This window comes from Burkholderia sp. NLJ2 (assembly GCF_049487195.1).
In the GTDB taxonomy this organism is placed as follows: Bacteria; Pseudomonadota; Gammaproteobacteria; order Burkholderiales; family Burkholderiaceae; genus Burkholderia; species Burkholderia pyrrocinia.
This window is the reverse complement of record NZ_CP137810.1, coordinates 2859827-2874344: the sequence shown is the minus strand read 5'-3', so window position 1 is coordinate 2874344 and position 14518 is coordinate 2859827. Positions and strand designations below refer to the sequence as shown.

The window sequence follows — 14518 nt, the reverse complement described above, 5'->3', positions numbered from 1 at the left end:
GGCGTTCGGCGTTCGGCGTTCGGCGTTCGGCGTTCGGCGTTCGGCGAACAGGAAGGATCGGGAAGGTGGCCGGTGTTGCCCGTCAGCGGTGTGTCGAGTCGATCGCGCGTGACGACGCGGCGCCGACCAGCGAATTCAGCCCGGGATAACCGGCTTGATCAACGTCGTCGTGATCGGCGCGAAGCCGCACGCACGATACAGCGCACGGGCCGCCGTGTTGTGATTGAACACCGACAGCCCGATCTCGGTGATGCCGTACCGGCGCGCCTCGGCGTCGAGCGCTTCGAGCGCGCGCGTGGCCCAGCCCTGGCGGCGCCGGGCCGGGACGATGTCGAGATCGTAGATGAACAACGTGCGGTTCGGCCCTTCGGGCACGATCGCGTACCAGAGGTCGCCCACCGCGTCGCCGGTGGCGCCGTCGATGAGCATGACGAGTATCTGGCCGGATGTCCGCAGGCCGTCCGGCAACAGCGTGTCGAAACAGGCGCGCGCACGATCGGCCGCGTCTTCGACAGCATTTTGTCCGGATGAAACGAGATCGCGCGCGTAGCCGTCGATGGCTCGCGTGCGGTACGCGTGGAATTCGCCGGCCGTCATCGACCGCATCTGGAGCATGGTCCGGTCGCCGTGAACACAATCGGACTTCCAGTGTAGCGGGACGGTCGCACCGACGCGCGATGCGGCGGCGGAAAGCGGGCGGACAGGTGCGGCAGGCGCCGCGCCGAATCAGCGAATCAGCGAATCAGCGAATCAGCGAATCAGCGAATCAGCGAATCAGCGAATCAGCGACGATACAGGACGATCGGCGCGAGATGCGCACGGCGCACGCGCTCGGCTTCGGCACGACGTGCAGCGTACGAGTATTCCGCGTCGAGCGGCAGGTGCGGCGACATGAACAGGTCGTCGATCTTTTGCAGCAGGGCAAGGATGAAGCTCATGTGAGACTCCTGACAGATGTGGCTAGGGTTTTCCCTTAGATTGACTGCATTCTAAGGGTTTTCCCTGAATTCTGCCAGCGCACCGCATCAGTTTGCCGCACACGCGCCGCCGCCGATCACAGGCGCGGAACGGCGATCCTTGCCCCGTCGGGCTTCCAGGATAGGGCCGGAACGATCAGCGCGTGCGGCGGGCACGCTTCGCGACGGCCGCCTCGCGGTTCGCATTGCGCTGAAGCCGGTCGACCTGCGACAGCAGCGCTTCGTGGTGCTCCTCGAGCGTCATCAGCGTCGCCTGCTGCGTCGACAGATCGGCCGCGAGGCGATCGATCCGCTGTTGCTTGGTTGCCGCGTCCTGCTTCAGGTGCGCGATCTGCCGCGTTTGCAGCATCAGCGCGACGAGCCCCGCCAGCACGACGACGGCCAGCGCCAGCAGCAGGCGGTTGACGCGGCGCATCTCGCGATCGGCCGTGCGCGTCAGACCGTCCACATCGGACTGCAGCACCGCGAGCCGATCCGTCAGCGGGCGCAGGTGCGTGTCCGGATCGAAGGCCGGCACAGCCGGTTGCGCGCGTTCCGCCGACGGCTTGGTCACGAAGGACGCGGCGGAAGCCACGGGCTGTGCGACAGGCGACGGTGAGGCGTCGGCAGGGGCAGCGTCACAGGTGTTCGCGGTGTTCGCCGCCTCGACCGGCAGTACCGGCGTCTGCGGCTCGACCGTCGAAACAGCGTCCGGCGTCGGGTTCGATCCGGCCGCTTCCAGCGGCGTGTCGACGCTCGCCGCAACCGGCACGGAGTGCACCGCCGTCGCTTCGCTCGCACCGGCGGCCGCCCGGCGTTTGCCGCCCGACGACGACGCGCGGCGCTCCTTCACGGCGTCGCCGGAAGATCGTCCTCCGCGGGACTTGACGGCCGCGGCTTCGACAACAGGCTTCGCGACTTCGCTATCGGCCGCTTGCAGTTCGGACGTCTTCGCCGAAGCGGCGTCGGCCGCTTGCCGCTCGGTTGCCGACACCGTAGCGCCATCGACCGCAGGCACATCGGCTAGCTTGATTGCGGCACCATCGGCAGCAGGCACATCGCCGGCGTTCGAGGCATCGCCGTCTTCAGGCGCCGAAACGCCGTCGGCTGCCACCGCGACATCCGGCCTTACCGGGCTCTCAGCTTCCGCATGCCCCGCCGCACTCGCGGCCTCCGGCGCGCTGAACCCGTCCAGCGCCGCTTGCCGCCCCGCGGCCACGTCATCGGCGACACCCGCCGCCGTCTCGGCTTCCGCAACCGCTTCGTCGCGCGCGGCGGCCGGCATACGCTCACCCGGCTCAAGCACCGGATCGCCGAACAGGTCGAACGTCCGTTCGTCCCGCGACGCATCGCCGGCCGGCGCGCTACCGGACCGCGCCGTCGCCCTCGCGGACGTACTGCTCGCGGCAGCAGCCGAGCGCTGTCGGGCACGGGCCGATGAACGGTTGGAACGGGAGGGGGAGCGAGGCGTGGAAACGAATTCGGTCACGTCTGCCAAATCATTGTCCGAGAACATCAATCGATAGCCCAATTATCTTCAAACAAATCAATAATTTGCATAACAAATTCGCCCACTATGCTCTCACGCCATCCAGCGCTATCCATTGATTCCCGATGGGCTGCATGATGGGCTGAAAACCGATGCTAACCGACAAACAAGCCAAAGCGCTCAAACCGGCCGACAAACCCGCCCTCGACGGGAAAGTGACTGGACGGCTGCCAACCCCGACCAGGTCTTCGCCCAGTGCGTGCGCGATCCGGTCGATCTCACTACTCCCGGGGCACCGCGCATCCGGGGCACGCTGGACGGTCCGTGACCCACACGCCAGTTGCGCTCTACCGAACCCTGCCACCAGCAGAGGCTCGCCACATCCCGCAGCAAATCGAATGCCACCAGCACGCCCAAACACGCCAGTTGGCTCAACATGGTCGAGATCGAAATCGGCGTGCTGCAAAGCCAATGTCTGAATCGCCGCACCGGCTGCCGCGACCGGCTGATCACGGAGATCGCGGCTTGGAAGCAACTGCGGCACGCCATCGGCGCTCGCATCAACTCGATGTTCTCTACCGAAACGGCCCGGAAAAAATTGGCCAAAACCCAACCAGTATCGGCCTTTGATAAACCGTCATAACCTCGGTGCGAAGGTACTGGTGCTGTCGCCGCTGCCCTGACGTTCGAGAAAGCCGCTCGCCAATTTCATGAAAGCCAATTTCATGAAGAACCGAAACCAGGCTGGAAAAGCGAGAAGCATGCAATCCAATAGATCAGCAGTCTGGAAACTGATGTCTTTCCCAAGCCAGGCAATCGCAAGCTCGATGCAATTCGCCGTGATGACTGTGCTGACATCCTGCGCCCAATCCGGCTGACGAAGACTGCTACAGCCAGCCGCACGCGTCGACGTATGCAGCAGTCAGCAGTGGGCCTGGACACACGGCCACATCGCAGCGAACCCTGTCACGGTCGTCGAACGGAGCTTGCTCCATTTCCATTCAACGCATATACATATGATTGCGCTCGAACGTTTCACCTGATTCGCACCGTCGCATTGATTTCGGAATCCGCATCATCCGCAAAATATATTATTCAAACCAGCATTACCGTTTCTGCATCACGATATTCGACGAATTATCCCTCTCGGTGTTTTGATTCAATAAATAATCTGCAGTGGATATTGACAGCGACGCGGCACCGCTATCCCCGCGAAACTGATACGCAGGCATGCATCGATTTCGTCGCTTCCTGCGCGCAACGATTCACGGATTCCACGTACTGCCTCGCCGGTCAACTTGATGCTCCTTTTGATAACAATTTCGGGTAATGCAATAAAAACTGAAAAGGATCTGAATATGTTCCATCGACACCAGCTCGGATGTGCATGCTGCAGCCCCCATTTGTTGGCGGGCGCCCTTGGACAAAACGAGAGCGCATGGCAGGAACTGCTCAAGGAATTGAGCCAGCTTGAAGCGCAAAGCACGCCCGAGGCCGTCATCTTTCACGGCGGGCACATCTACCCGGACCCGGAGGATTGCAACACGCGCGTCGAAGCGCTGGGTATCGCCGAGCACAAGGTCATCGCCACCGGTGCGCTCGACGAGGTGCGCCGACGCATGCGGGACAGCTACCCCGAGGCACGCGAGCAGGGGCTCGAACCCGATCAGACCTTGCTTCCCGGCTTGATCGAACCGCACGCACATCTGCTGCCCAGCGCGGTTTTCCTTACCCCGCCCTGGCACGACCTGTCACCGTTCGACGGTCAAAAACTGAATCTCGCCTATAGCGCCGAGGCTATCCGTGACAAGCTCACGGGATTGGCGCGCGACGCGCAGGACAAGGGGGAAAAGTGGGTATGCGGCAGCGGCGTCGACCCGTCGCTGATGCGCGATTGGGTGGATATCGACCGTGACTGGCTGGATGGGATCAGCAAGGACGTGTGCCTGTTCCTGATCAATGCCTCCGGGCATCTCGGTTATGCCAACGGCGCCGCGTTGCAGGCCGCCGGCCTCGAAGCCGATTTCCCCAAGGGTGTGCTGACCGAATCGAAAGTCACCCAGATGACGAACACCGTCCCGCGCCCGCAGCCTGCCGATCTGCTGATCGCCATGCGGAAGGTGATGTCGACTGCGAACCAGCACGGCATTACCACCCTGTTCGACGCCGGCGTGGGGATGGGTCTGGGGTTCTATGAAGTCGTCCTGTTGCAGGCGTTGGCGAGCACGCCATGGATGACGGTTCGCATGGGCGGGGCGTTGTTCGGCAATAACGACCTCTGGCCGTTGTGGCTCAACCAATTCAAACCGCAACTGAACAGCCCGCCCGAGTCGTTGTTTACCATCCGCGCAATGAAACTGATTGCCGACGGCTCCAACCAAGGCTTGTCCGGCTTGCAAAGGACGCCATACAAATGCTGCGCCGAGCACAGCGTTCCCGGCGTCGGGCCGAATGGTCTTTTCAACTTCACGCCGATCGAATCGCTGGCGCAGATCATGCAGCAGGTCGATGCGGCGGGATGGCCGATCATGGTCCATGCGAACGGCGATGAGGGGATCGCCAATGTATTGGCCGCATACCAGCTGGTGCTGAGCAAGGTTCCCGAGCCCGTTTCGTGTCCGCCCGGGCCGGAAGCGAAACGGGAGCCGTTGCGCCATCGGCTCGAGCATGCGTCGCTGCTGGACGACGACGATCTCCGCACGATGAAGCGGCTGGACATCTCGCCCAGTTTCCTGATCGGCCACGTGGGCTATTGGGGACGCGCATTCCGGAACACCATTCTGGGTGAAGAACGCGCGCAAAAGCTCGATCGATGCAAGTCGGCGCTGCGCGAGGGCCTGCGTGTCAGCCTGCACAGCGATCACTTCGTCTCTCCGCTAGGGCCGTTGCGCTATATGGATCAGGCAATGTGGCGGGTAATGGAAGCCGACCCGGAGCTTGCGGTACTCAACGAAGCCGAATGCCTGAGCGCGCCCGAGGCGCTGCGCGCGGTGACCATCGACGCGGCATGGCAATGCCACCTCGATGATCAGGTCGGTTCCCTGAAAGAGGGAAAACAGGCCGACCTCGTGATTCTGCAACACGATCCCCTGCACGTTAAGCCGACCGATCCTTATCAACTGCGCGAAATCGACGTGCACGAAACATGGGTCAGCGGGCGCAAGGTTTACGCAGCCCCCAAGCCGGCGGAAAACAAATAGGCGGTCGCGCCCTGTGCGCGGCCCGAAGCGAAGCGGCATTCGTATCCCTCTCACTGGACAAGGAGAAGCACGATGACCTTCAAGATTCTCAGTTGCGACGGCGGCGGTATTCGCGGGTTGATCACCGCCCTGCTCATCCAGGACCTCGACAAGCGAAGCCAGATCATCGCGAAAGCGGACGGCTTTGCCGGCACGTCCACGGGCGGCCTGATCGCCCTGGGGCTCGCGCGTGGCGCACCCATTGCGGAGATCGTCGACATCTACCGCACGCAGGGCTCGGCGATCTTCAAGGAAAACGGCGCGTGGTTGACGCAACAGCAAGCGCCCGAGCAGGGCGCCGAGCTGGCCGGACCGGGCCTGTTCGCGTGCCAGTATGTCAACACCGGGCTTCAGCAGATCGCCAGGAAGCTGCTCGGCACCGGCAAGCTGGCCGATCTGTCCCGCTTCGTCGTGGTCAACTCGGCGCGCTTGTGGGATCCGTCCGCGAAAAGCTGGGCGCCCTGCACATTCTCCAATGGCAGCAAGAACCCCTATCGGGACATCCGCATGCTCGACGCCGCGCTTGCGACATCGGCCGCGCCGTCCTATTTCCCGCCGTACGAAGTCAACGGCCTCGGCTACTTCGCCGACGGCGGCGTGTTCGCGAACAATCCTTCCGTGGCCGCCATTGCCGAAGCGTTGGGCAACGGGCAGGCAGGCAACCTGAACGATGTTCGCCTGCTGTCCCTCGGCACCGGGATGAGCCCGCAAGGCATTGCGCCGGATGCGATCGGCACCCCGTTGAACTGGGGCGTCTCGAAGTGGCTGTGGCCGGCCACTAGCGAGAACGTTCCAGCCGCGGCGTTGCTCGGGCTGACGATGGACACCACGGCGGCGATTGCCGCACGCCAGGTCGAACAGATACTGAACAGCGGCTATCAGCGCGGAAATTTCCTGCTCGGACAACCCATCGGTTTGGACGAGTGGGAAAAGGTGCCGGAGATGGAGAAGGAAACCCGGGCGTACATGAATTCCACCGCGTGGCAACACGTTTGCGATTGGGTGGAGACGAACTGGCGCTGATCGCGCGTGATCACCGGCCGTCGCTCGCGACGGGTGACGGCCGGTGTCACCGACGCCGGCACTGCTCGACACGCACTTCAACCGAATCCCCGGGCACCGTCAGCCGCGTGCGGCCGGACAATGCGTCCGCGGGCGGGCTGCCATTGGGGGTCAACGGCCGCAATGCCGCCCATCACCGATCATGAGATCGCCTGGGCGGCTGAACTGATTATTGATTGACGGGCCTGGCGAGCCCCCCCAAAAACCATCGCAATCCATTGAATTTACGTGAATTTCCGTCAAATCACGGCGAAGATCATGGAAATCGGATCACGGGGCCCGCGAGCGCGGAACCGGATGTCGAACGGAATCGGTGGCCGGCCATTGGCGCACGCGCCGCAACCGATTCAGCCTACTCGTCGCCCGACAGCCCGTTCCCCTCTTCGAAACGCGTGACGCCCCGCAACGCGCGCAGTTTGTCGCAGATCGCCCGGTATTCGAGTTCCGACACCCGCGCGAGCGCGATGCGCACCTCGTCGTGCTCGCCCGTGTCGTCGGCACGCTGCAAGATGAACTGCTTCACGCGCGCGCTGTCGGGGCCGAGCGCCGCGTGCAGCGAATCGAACGTCAGCGCGCCGCTCACGACCGTCAGCGCGAGCTGGCGCCGCTGGCGTACCGTGAAGTAGCGCCGCTCCAGCGGCTTGATGCCGGCCAGGATGATCAGGATGATGATCGTCGCCGAAATCGACGCGACATAGAGCCCGCCGCCCACCGCGAGGCCGATCGCGGCGACCGACCACAGGCTCGCGGCGGTCGTCAGCCCGCGCACGATCTCGCCGCGCAGCAGGATCGAGCCCGCGCCGAGGAAACCGATGCCCGACACGACTTGCGCGGCGATCCGCGACGGATCGAGCACGATGTGCTCGCTGCTGCCGAGCACGTCGGCGAAACCGAACGCCGACACGATCATGATCAGCGTCGAGCCGACGCACACGAGCATGTGCGTGCGCAGGCCGGCCGCCCACGACAGGCGCTCGCGCTCGAAGCCGATGACGCTGCCGAGCGCCGCCGCGAGAACGAGCCGCATCACGAGTTCCAGGTTGCTGAGCATCGGTTTTATCTCCTTTTTTTGTGCCGTCCGCGCGGAATGTTTTATCCTTGGCCCCGGCCGCGCCGATCCTCCGGGTCGCGCCGACACGTTCAGATCCAAGCGCTCAACCCCGTCATGTCCGTTTCCGACTCCGCTTCCGCCCAGGCCGCCCAGCTGCGCCACCATTTCGCGCACATCGTCTTGCCGATCTGGCGGGGTTCAGGCTTCGACCACACGTTGCAGCTGCCGTTCGAGGCCGTCGACCCGGCCACCCACGCGCCGCTGCCCGTCACCCGTTATCGCGCAATGGCCTGCGCGCGGCAACTGTTCGTGTTCGCGCAGGCCGGCGACGCCGCGCACGCAGCCACGCTGTTCGACGCGCTGTGCAGCCGCTTCCGCGACGCGCGCCATGGCGGCTGGATCTACAGCGTCGACGCGCAGGGCGCGCCGCTCGATACCACCAAGGATCTCTATACGCACGCGTTCATCGTGTTCGCGTGCGCCGCGTGGCATGCGGCGTCGGGCGACGCCGCCGCGCGCACGGTGGCCGAGGACACCGCCGCGCTGATCCAGGACCGCTTCGCGCCGCGCCGCGGCGACGCGCTGCTCGATGCGGCGCGCCACGCCGATTTCTCGTCGTCCGGCAGCGGCGCGCTGCAGAATCCGCTGATGCACCTGACCGAAGCGTGGCTCGCGGCCGCCGACGCATTCGGCGACGCGGCGTTCGACGATGCGCTCGCGCGCACCGCGCAGGCCGTCGAGCGCACCTTCGTCGACACGGCGACCGGCTGCGTCGCCGAGCTGCCTCTCGGGGCGGCCGACAACCGTTTCGAGCCCGGCCATCAATTCGAGTGGTTCTATCTGGTCGACGCGGCCGGCGCCCGGCTCGCGCAGACCGGGCTCCCCGGCGCGCTGTCGCGCGCATTCGCGTTCGCGGAGCAATACGGCGTCGATGCGCGGACGGGCGGCGTCTGCGCGGCGCTCGACGCGCAAGGCGCGTGCATCGACGGCACGCAGCGGATCTGGGCGCAGACCGAGTACCTGCGCGCGCTCGCGACGCACGGCGGCACGCCGGCCTCGGCGCCGCTCGCGCAGCAGATCGAGCGCTTCGCCGCGCGCTTCCTGCATCCGCGCGGCTGGTTCGAGTGCAAGACGGCGGACGGGCAGGTGTCGCGCGCCGACCTGCCGTCGACGACGCCCTACCATCTCGCGACCGCCTACGCGGCGCTGCCGGCCGGTTCGTAACCCGCGTCGGCGAACGACGGCGCCGCGCGTTCGCCGCGTGCGGCGCGCGCATCGCCGAGTTCGAACACCGACACCGCCTGCATCAGGTGCGCGGTCTGGTCGTTCAGCGACGCGGCCGCCGCCGCGACTTCCTCCACCAGCGCCGCGTTCTGCTGCGTCAGCTGATCCATCTGCGTGACGGCCTGGTTCACCTGCTCGATCCCGACGCTCTGCTCGACCGACGCCGCGGTGATCTCGGACATCGTCTGCACGACGCGCGTGATCGACGCCGACACCGTCCGCATCGCGTCACCGGCGCGCTCGACGAGTTCCGCGCCGCCGTTGATCTGCGCGACCGAATCCTCGATCAGCGCCTTGATCTCCTTCGCCGATTGCGCGCTGCGCTGCGCGAGCGAACGCACTTCGCCCGCGACGACCGCGAAGCCGCGCCCCTGTTCGCCGGCCCGCGCGGCCTCGACCGCCGCGTTCAGCGCGAGGATGTTGGTCTGGAATGCGATACCGTCGATCACCGAGATGATCTCCGCGATCCGCCCCGAGCTCTGCGCGATGCCGCGCATCCGGTCGATCACGCTGTCGACCACGCCGCCGCCGTGACCCGTCGCTTCGAGCGCCGCGTCGGCCAGCGCGCTGGCCGCGCGTGCGCTGTCGGTGTTCTGCCGGACGGTCGCGGTCAATTCCTCCATGCTCGCGGCCGTTTCCTCGAGCGACGCGGCCTGCGTGCCCGTGCGCGCCGACAGGTCGGCGTTGCCGCCCGCGATCTCGCCCGCGCCGAGGTGGATCGCATCGGACGCGTGGCGCACCGTGCGCACGGTGCCCGCGATGCTCGTCTGCATCGTGGCGAGGCCGCGCAGCATCCGGTCGATCTCGAACACGCCGCCCGCCCGCACGGCTTCGTCGAGCCGGCCCTGCGCGATCCGCTCGAAGTGGCGGCCCGCTTCATCCAGCGGCGCGACGACCGCGCGCCGCGCGGCTGCGTAGATCGCCGCGCTCGCCGCGAGCATCGCCACCAGCAGCGCGATGCCGACCGACTTGAACCAGAGCATGCCGCCGTCGATCGTGTCGAGCGCCGTGCGGCTCGATGCGCTGCCGTATTCGGCGAAGCGGTGCAGTTCGGCGATGTAGGCGTCCTGGATGCCTTGCGTCGGCTGGTCGAGGAACGCCTGGATGTTGTCGGCGTCGAGGAACTGCACGAGTTCGCCGAGCGCGCCGCGCAGCGCGCGATAGCGCTCGGCGAGCGCCGCAACGCGCGCGCGGTTCGTGTCGTCGACCGGCTGCGCGGCCGTCAGCGCGGCGAACGCCTTGTCTGCTTCGGCAAGCGAAGCGCCGGCATGGCGGATGATGTCCTCCGGCTTCGGGCCGCCGCGCACCATCCGCGTGCCGGCGCGCGACAGGTTGATGCGTGCGTCGAGCAGGTGCTCGGTCGCCTGGTTGGCCGCGTTGACCTGCGAGATCGCGACGTTCGACAGATCGTCGACGCCGCTGCGCGTCGATGCGAGCGCCCAGAAGCCGAGCGCTTCGATCGCGAACAGGAAGAGGCAAAACACGGTCAACACGCCGAGCAGACCCGACGCGAGCTTGATTTTTCCGAACATGGGGAGATTCCTGGAGAGCGGACGATGAGGCAATGCCCCGGCATTAGCGGCATTTCTTCGTCGGACTTTAGGAGCGGGTGCTCAAGTGCGGCCGGCGCGGTGCGGCCAGCAACGCGGGCCCGTGACGCGCATCGCTCGCGCACTTCCGCCGAATCGCCCGCAAACAAGGGCAACTCCCGCGTTCGACGCAATAATCGCGTCGCATCGCGCCGGCAATTGCAGGTAACGCGGACGAATTTCCTTGCTTATCCGCAGCCCCCTTCCTAGAGTTCAGCGCAAGCGGGCACTCATTTCGAGGAAAGTCGATGACCGACATCACGGACCACGCGCGCGGCGCATTGCGTGCGCAACCGTTCAGCATGCTGCTGGGCACGGAGCTGATGCATATCGGCGACAACGAGGTGTCGCTGTGCCTGCACGTGCGCGACGAACTGCGGCAGCAGCACGGGTTCGTGCACGGCGGCGTCATCAGCTATCTCGCCGACAACGCGCTGACGTTCGCCGGCGCGCTCGTGCTCGGCCCGCGCGTGATCACGGCCGAATACAAGATCAACTACCTGCGGCCGGCCGTGAACGGCACGCTCGTCGCCCGCGCGAAGCTCGTCTACGCAGGCCGGCAACAGGCGACCTGCCAGTGTCATGTGTTCGTCATCGACGGCGATCACGAGCGGCTCGTCGCGATCGCGCAAGGCACGATCAACCGCGTCGGCGACGGCAAGGTGCCGGATATGCCGGAGGAAACGGCCTGAGCGGCCGCCCGGCCCGAGGTCAATGAGAGAAGACCGAACACGCAGCGCGTGTCGCGCTAGCGCTTCATCGCAGCGAGATAGACCGCATCGTGCTCGCGACGCCCCACCGCGACAACCAGCACGACGACCTCCGCCTCGCGCACTTCGTACACGAGGCGATAGCCGACACTGCGCAGCTTGATCTTGTAGCGGTCCGGATGACCGTGCAGCTTCGCCGATGGAATGCGAGGATTCTCGAGCCGTTCGGCGAGCCTGGCCTTGAACTGATCACGAACGGTGCGATCGAGCCTCTTCCACTCCTTCAACGCAGCTTCGAGAAAGGCGAGCTCAAAGGTCATTCAGCTTGACCTTGACAGCTTTCTCCTTGGCGCGCGAGTCGGCCAGCGCGTTGTCTTCGATATCTTCGAGACGTTCGACCATCGCCTCCCATGTCTTCGCCGGGATGCAATAGAACGCGGGTTCGTTGTGATTCAGAATCGCGACCGGGAAGCCCTCTCCCGCCGCCACGGTTCCCATCGGGTTCCGCTTCAACTCCGAGACGCTCGCCGTCACGCTGGCCAGGATGGTGTGGGGCATGTCCGCTCCTTCTTCGATCGAATTTCTATTGTACTTTATTTAGCACCATATTCAGTATGATTTCGGGTGCTATGCAGGCGATACCGAATTCGCTCTCGAGCCGTGAAGTTCGACACACCTACTCAGCCCCACCGCCCGCCAACGGCAGGAACCGCGGCGCCACGCGCGCCCGCACGTTGCCGTTCTCGTCGGTACGGTAGATCCCGCGCGCCGCGTTGTGCGGATGCCGCGCCGCGTCGGCCACGCTCAATACCGGTGCGAAACACGCGTCGGTGCCCTCCAGCAGCGCGCGCCAGTGCGCGGACGGCTGCTGCGCGAACACGTCGGCGAAACGCGCCTTCAGCGCGGGCCAGTGCGCGCGGTCGTACTGCGACGCCGGATCGACGTCGGTGAGCCCGAGCCGTTCGACCAGCAGCGCATAGAACGGCGGTTCGAGCGCGCCGATCGTCACGCATTCGCCGTCTGCGCAGCGATACACGTCGTAGAACGGCGCGTCGTGAAAGAGGCTCGGCTGCGCGCCGTCGAGTTGCCCGTTCGCACGCGCCCATAGCGCAAGCGAACCGAGCATCGACACGATGTCGACGATCGCGCCGTCGACCACGCGCCCTGGCCCGCCGCCGCGCACGTCGAACAGCGCGCAGACGATCCCGAACGCGAGCCCGAGCGCGCCGCCCGCATCGCCGACGACGGTCGGCGGCAGGCCCGGCCGGCCGTCGTTCGGCGCCGATAGCGACAGCAGCCCCGTCAGCGCGACGTAGTTCAGGTCGTGCCCGGCCGCGGCCGCGAGCGCGCCGTGCTGGCCCCAGCCGGTCATCCGCCCGTACACGAGCGTCGGGTTGCGGCGCGCGCAATCTTCGGGCCCGAGGCCGAGCCGCTCCATCACGCCGGGCCGTAGCCCCTCGATCAGCGCGTCGGTCTGCGCGATCAGTTCGAGCGCCGCGTCGCGGCCGGCAGGCGCCTTCAGGTCGAGTTCGACGACCGTCTTGCCTTCGCGCAGCAGGTCGCCGTCGCGGCCCCGCAGCGCGTCCGGCGCGCTCGTGCGGCCGGACGGGCGCGCGATCAGCGTGGTCCGCGCGCCCATCCCGGCGAGCATCCAGCCCGCGAGCGGGCCGGGGCCGAGACCTTCGAATTCGACGATGTGGATGCCGGAAAGCGGCGCCTCAAGCGACATGCGATTCTCCTGTCGACCCGCGTTAGCGCTTCAGCGCTTACGCGGGTCCCATGGCGTGGCTGGATGGAGTTAGCGCTTCAGCGCTTACTCCATCCCCACGGCGGTCGACCCGCGTTAGCGCGTTAGCGCGTGCTTCGCAGGGATCGGGGTAACCAGCGCGCATACCGGTTGGCACGCCGGAACCGGCACGCGTCAGAACGCGTCGCCCGGCACCCGCACCCAGCCTTCCATCAGCACGCGTGCGCTGCGGCTCATGATCGCCTTCGTGACGGTCCACTCGCCGTTCTCCTGCTGCTGCGCTTCCGCGCCGACGCGCAGCGTGCCCGACGGATGCCCGAAGCGCACCGCGTTGCGTTCGCCGCCGCCCGCCGCCAGATTGACGAGCGTGCCGGGGATCGCCGCGGCCGTGCCGATCGCGACCGCCGCCGTGCCCATCATCGCGTGGTGCAGCTTGCCCATCGACATCGCGCGCACCAGCAGGTCGACGTCGCCCGCACTCACGCGCTTGCCGCTCGATGCGACGTAATCGGCCGGCTTCGCGACGAACGCGATCTTCGGCGTGTGCTGCCGCGTCGCGATTTCGTCGAGCGTATCGATCAACCCCATGCGCAGCGCGCCGTGCGCGCGGATCGTCTCGAACTTCTCGAGCGCCTTCGCGTCGCCGTTGATCGCGTCCTGCAGCTCGGTGCCCGTGTAGCCGATCGCCTCCGCCTCGACGAAGATCGTCGGGATCCCCGCATTGATCATCGTCGCCTTCAGTGTGCCGACGCCCGGCACCGCGAGATCGTCGACGAGGTTGCCGGTCGGGAACATCGACCCGCCCGCGCCGTCTTCCTCGGCAGCCGGGTCCATGAATTCGAGCTGCACTTCGGCGGCCGGGAACGTGACGCCGTCCAGCTCGAAGTCGCCCGTCTCCTGCACCGCGCCGTTCGTGACCGGCACATGCGCGACGATCGTCTTGCCGATGTTCGCCTGCCAGATCCGCACGGTCGCGACACCGTCGCGCGGCACGCGCGCCGGATCGACGAGCCCGCCGCCGATCGCGAACGGGCCGACCGCCGCCGACAGGTTGCCGCAGTTGCCGGTCCAGTCGACGAACGCCTTGTCGATCGCGACCTGACCGAACAGGTAGTCGACGTCGTGGCCGGGCCGCGTGCTCTTCGACACGATCACCGTCTTGCTGGTGGACGACGTCGCGCCGCCCATCCCGTCGATCTGCTTGCCGTACGGATCGGGGCTGCCGATCACGCGCAGCAGCAGCGCGTCGCGCGCGGCGCCCGGCGCCTGCGCCGCATCGGGCAGGTCCTGCAGCCGGAAGAACACGCCCTTGCTGGTGCCGCCGCGGATATAGGTCGCGGGAATCCTGATTTGAGGAATGTGAGCCATGTCTGTGTTCTCGATGTAACCCT

Annotated in this window: 14 protein-coding genes and 1 pseudogene; 6 read left to right on the top strand and 9 right to left on the bottom strand. The window is 66.2% G+C overall.

All coding sequences use genetic code 11. The features are described 5' to 3' along the window. Nucleotides 1–135 precede the first annotated feature (135 nt). From R9B84_RS35395 to R9B84_RS35385, 3 genes are all read right to left on the bottom strand, one after another. A complete protein-coding gene (locus R9B84_RS35395) occupies nt 136–615 on the bottom strand; it encodes a GNAT family N-acetyltransferase (protein ID WP_423762000.1) in 480 nt (159 codons plus the stop codon). Between the two features lie 167 nt (nt 616–782). Beyond that, the gene (locus R9B84_RS35390; RefSeq protein ID WP_262546714.1) at nt 783–938 is read right to left on the bottom strand and encodes a hypothetical protein; all 156 of its coding nucleotides are present in this window, start codon (nt 936–938) and stop codon (nt 783–785) included. Nucleotides 939–1113: 175 nt separating this feature from the next. Next, entirely contained in the window at nt 1114–2445 is a 1332-nt protein-coding gene (locus R9B84_RS35385; RefSeq protein WP_423763547.1) for a flagellar hook-length control protein FliK, read from the bottom strand. A gap of 247 nt (nt 2446–2692) precedes the next feature. Between R9B84_RS35385 and R9B84_RS35380 the strand changes: the two are divergent. From R9B84_RS35380 to R9B84_RS35365, 4 genes and pseudogenes are all read left to right on the top strand, one after another. Next, nucleotides 2693–3088 (top strand): annotated as a pseudogene (locus R9B84_RS35380) (transposase); the annotation flags it as partial. A gap of 132 nt (nt 3089–3220) precedes the next feature. Further along, a complete protein-coding gene (locus tag R9B84_RS35375) occupies nt 3221–3775 on the top strand; it encodes a phage integrase central domain-containing protein (RefSeq protein WP_423763546.1) in 555 nt (184 codons plus the stop codon). Between the two features lie 28 nt (nt 3776–3803). After that, the gene (locus R9B84_RS35370; protein WP_423761999.1) at nt 3804–5645 is read left to right on the top strand and encodes an amidohydrolase; all 1842 of its coding nucleotides are present in this window, start codon (nt 3804–3806) and stop codon (nt 5643–5645) included. 72 nt (nt 5646–5717) lie between these two features. Continuing rightward, nucleotides 5718–6707, top strand: coding sequence for a patatin-like phospholipase family protein (locus R9B84_RS35365; protein ID WP_423761998.1), 990 nt, complete (start codon nt 5718–5720; stop codon nt 6705–6707). 391 nt (nt 6708–7098) lie between these two features. Here R9B84_RS35365 and R9B84_RS35360 read toward each other — a convergent pair whose 3' ends face one another. Beyond that, the gene (locus tag R9B84_RS35360) at nt 7099–7797 is read right to left on the bottom strand and encodes an MgtC/SapB family protein (protein WP_423761997.1); all 699 of its coding nucleotides are present in this window, start codon (nt 7795–7797) and stop codon (nt 7099–7101) included. Between the two features lie 114 nt (nt 7798–7911). Here R9B84_RS35360 and R9B84_RS35355 point away from each other — a divergent pair, with 114 nt between their 5' ends. Continuing rightward, nucleotides 7912–9021: an AGE family epimerase/isomerase gene (locus R9B84_RS35355; RefSeq protein WP_423761996.1), complete on the top strand. Its 1110-nt coding sequence runs from the start codon at nt 7912–7914 to the stop codon at nt 9019–9021. Here R9B84_RS35355 and R9B84_RS35350 read toward each other — a convergent pair. Further along, nucleotides 8994–10613 (bottom strand): methyl-accepting chemotaxis protein, encoded by a 1620-nt coding sequence (locus R9B84_RS35350; protein WP_423761995.1) that lies wholly within the window; start codon nt 10611–10613, stop codon nt 8994–8996. The two genes, R9B84_RS35355 and R9B84_RS35350, sit on opposite strands and share 28 nt — an antisense overlap. Nucleotides 10614–10918: 305 nt before the next feature. Here R9B84_RS35350 and R9B84_RS35345 point away from each other — a divergent pair, with 305 nt between their 5' ends. Next, on the top strand, nt 10919–11362 hold the full coding sequence (locus R9B84_RS35345) for a PaaI family thioesterase (protein ID WP_423761994.1): 444 nt from the start codon (nt 10919–10921) through the stop codon (nt 11360–11362). Between the two features lie 56 nt (nt 11363–11418). On the opposite strand, the gene R9B84_RS35340 is transcribed toward R9B84_RS35345, so the two are convergent. From R9B84_RS35340 to prpF, 4 genes are all read right to left on the bottom strand, one after another. Continuing rightward, nucleotides 11419–11700 carry a type II toxin-antitoxin system RelE family toxin gene (locus R9B84_RS35340; RefSeq protein ID WP_423761993.1) on the bottom strand — a complete coding sequence of 94 codons (282 nt, stop codon included), beginning with the start codon at nt 11698–11700 and terminating at the stop codon, nt 11419–11421. Continuing rightward, the gene (locus R9B84_RS35335) at nt 11690–11938 is read right to left on the bottom strand and encodes a type II toxin-antitoxin system Phd/YefM family antitoxin (protein ID WP_047902230.1); all 249 of its coding nucleotides are present in this window, start codon (nt 11936–11938) and stop codon (nt 11690–11692) included. Before R9B84_RS35335 ends, R9B84_RS35340 begins: the two co-directional genes overlap by 11 nt. A 118-nt stretch (nt 11939–12056) precedes the next feature. Beyond that, the gene (locus R9B84_RS35330) at nt 12057–13109 is read right to left on the bottom strand and encodes a CaiB/BaiF CoA transferase family protein (protein ID WP_423761992.1); all 1053 of its coding nucleotides are present in this window, start codon (nt 13107–13109) and stop codon (nt 12057–12059) included. A gap of 192 nt (nt 13110–13301) precedes the next feature. Then, on the bottom strand, nt 13302–14495 hold the full coding sequence (gene prpF, locus R9B84_RS35325) for a 2-methylaconitate cis-trans isomerase PrpF (protein WP_423761991.1): 1194 nt from the start codon (nt 14493–14495) through the stop codon (nt 13302–13304). Between the last annotated feature and the right edge of the window lie 23 nt (nt 14496–14518).

Coding starts and splice junctions, on each gene's coding strand:
- R9B84_RS35345 (WP_423761994.1), top strand. CDS start 10,919: ATGACCGACATCACGGACCACGCGCGCGGCGCATTGCGTGCGCAACCG.
- R9B84_RS35355 (WP_423761996.1), top strand. CDS start 7,912: ATGTCCGTTTCCGACTCCGCTTCCGCCCAGGCCGCCCAGCTGCGCCAC.
- R9B84_RS35365 (WP_423761998.1), top strand. CDS start 5,718: ATGACCTTCAAGATTCTCAGTTGCGACGGCGGCGGTATTCGCGGGTTG.
- R9B84_RS35360 (WP_423761997.1), bottom strand. CDS start 7,797: ATGCTCAGCAACCTGGAACTCGTGATGCGGCTCGTTCTCGCGGCGGCG.
- R9B84_RS35370 (WP_423761999.1), top strand. CDS start 3,804: ATGTTCCATCGACACCAGCTCGGATGTGCATGCTGCAGCCCCCATTTG.
- R9B84_RS35350 (WP_423761995.1), bottom strand. CDS start 10,613: ATGTTCGGAAAAATCAAGCTCGCGTCGGGTCTGCTCGGCGTGTTGACC.
- R9B84_RS35330 (WP_423761992.1), bottom strand. CDS start 13,109: ATGTCGCTTGAGGCGCCGCTTTCCGGCATCCACATCGTCGAATTCGAA.
- R9B84_RS35335 (WP_047902230.1), bottom strand. CDS start 11,938: ATGCCCCACACCATCCTGGCCAGCGTGACGGCGAGCGTCTCGGAGTTG.
- R9B84_RS35395 (WP_423762000.1), bottom strand. CDS start 615: ATGCTCCAGATGCGGTCGATGACGGCCGGCGAATTCCACGCGTACCGC.
- prpF (WP_423761991.1), bottom strand. CDS start 14,495: ATGGCTCACATTCCTCAAATCAGGATTCCCGCGACCTATATCCGCGGC.
- R9B84_RS35340 (WP_423761993.1), bottom strand. CDS start 11,700: ATGACCTTTGAGCTCGCCTTTCTCGAAGCTGCGTTGAAGGAGTGGAAG.
- R9B84_RS35390 (WP_262546714.1), bottom strand. CDS start 938: ATGAGCTTCATCCTTGCCCTGCTGCAAAAGATCGACGACCTGTTCATG.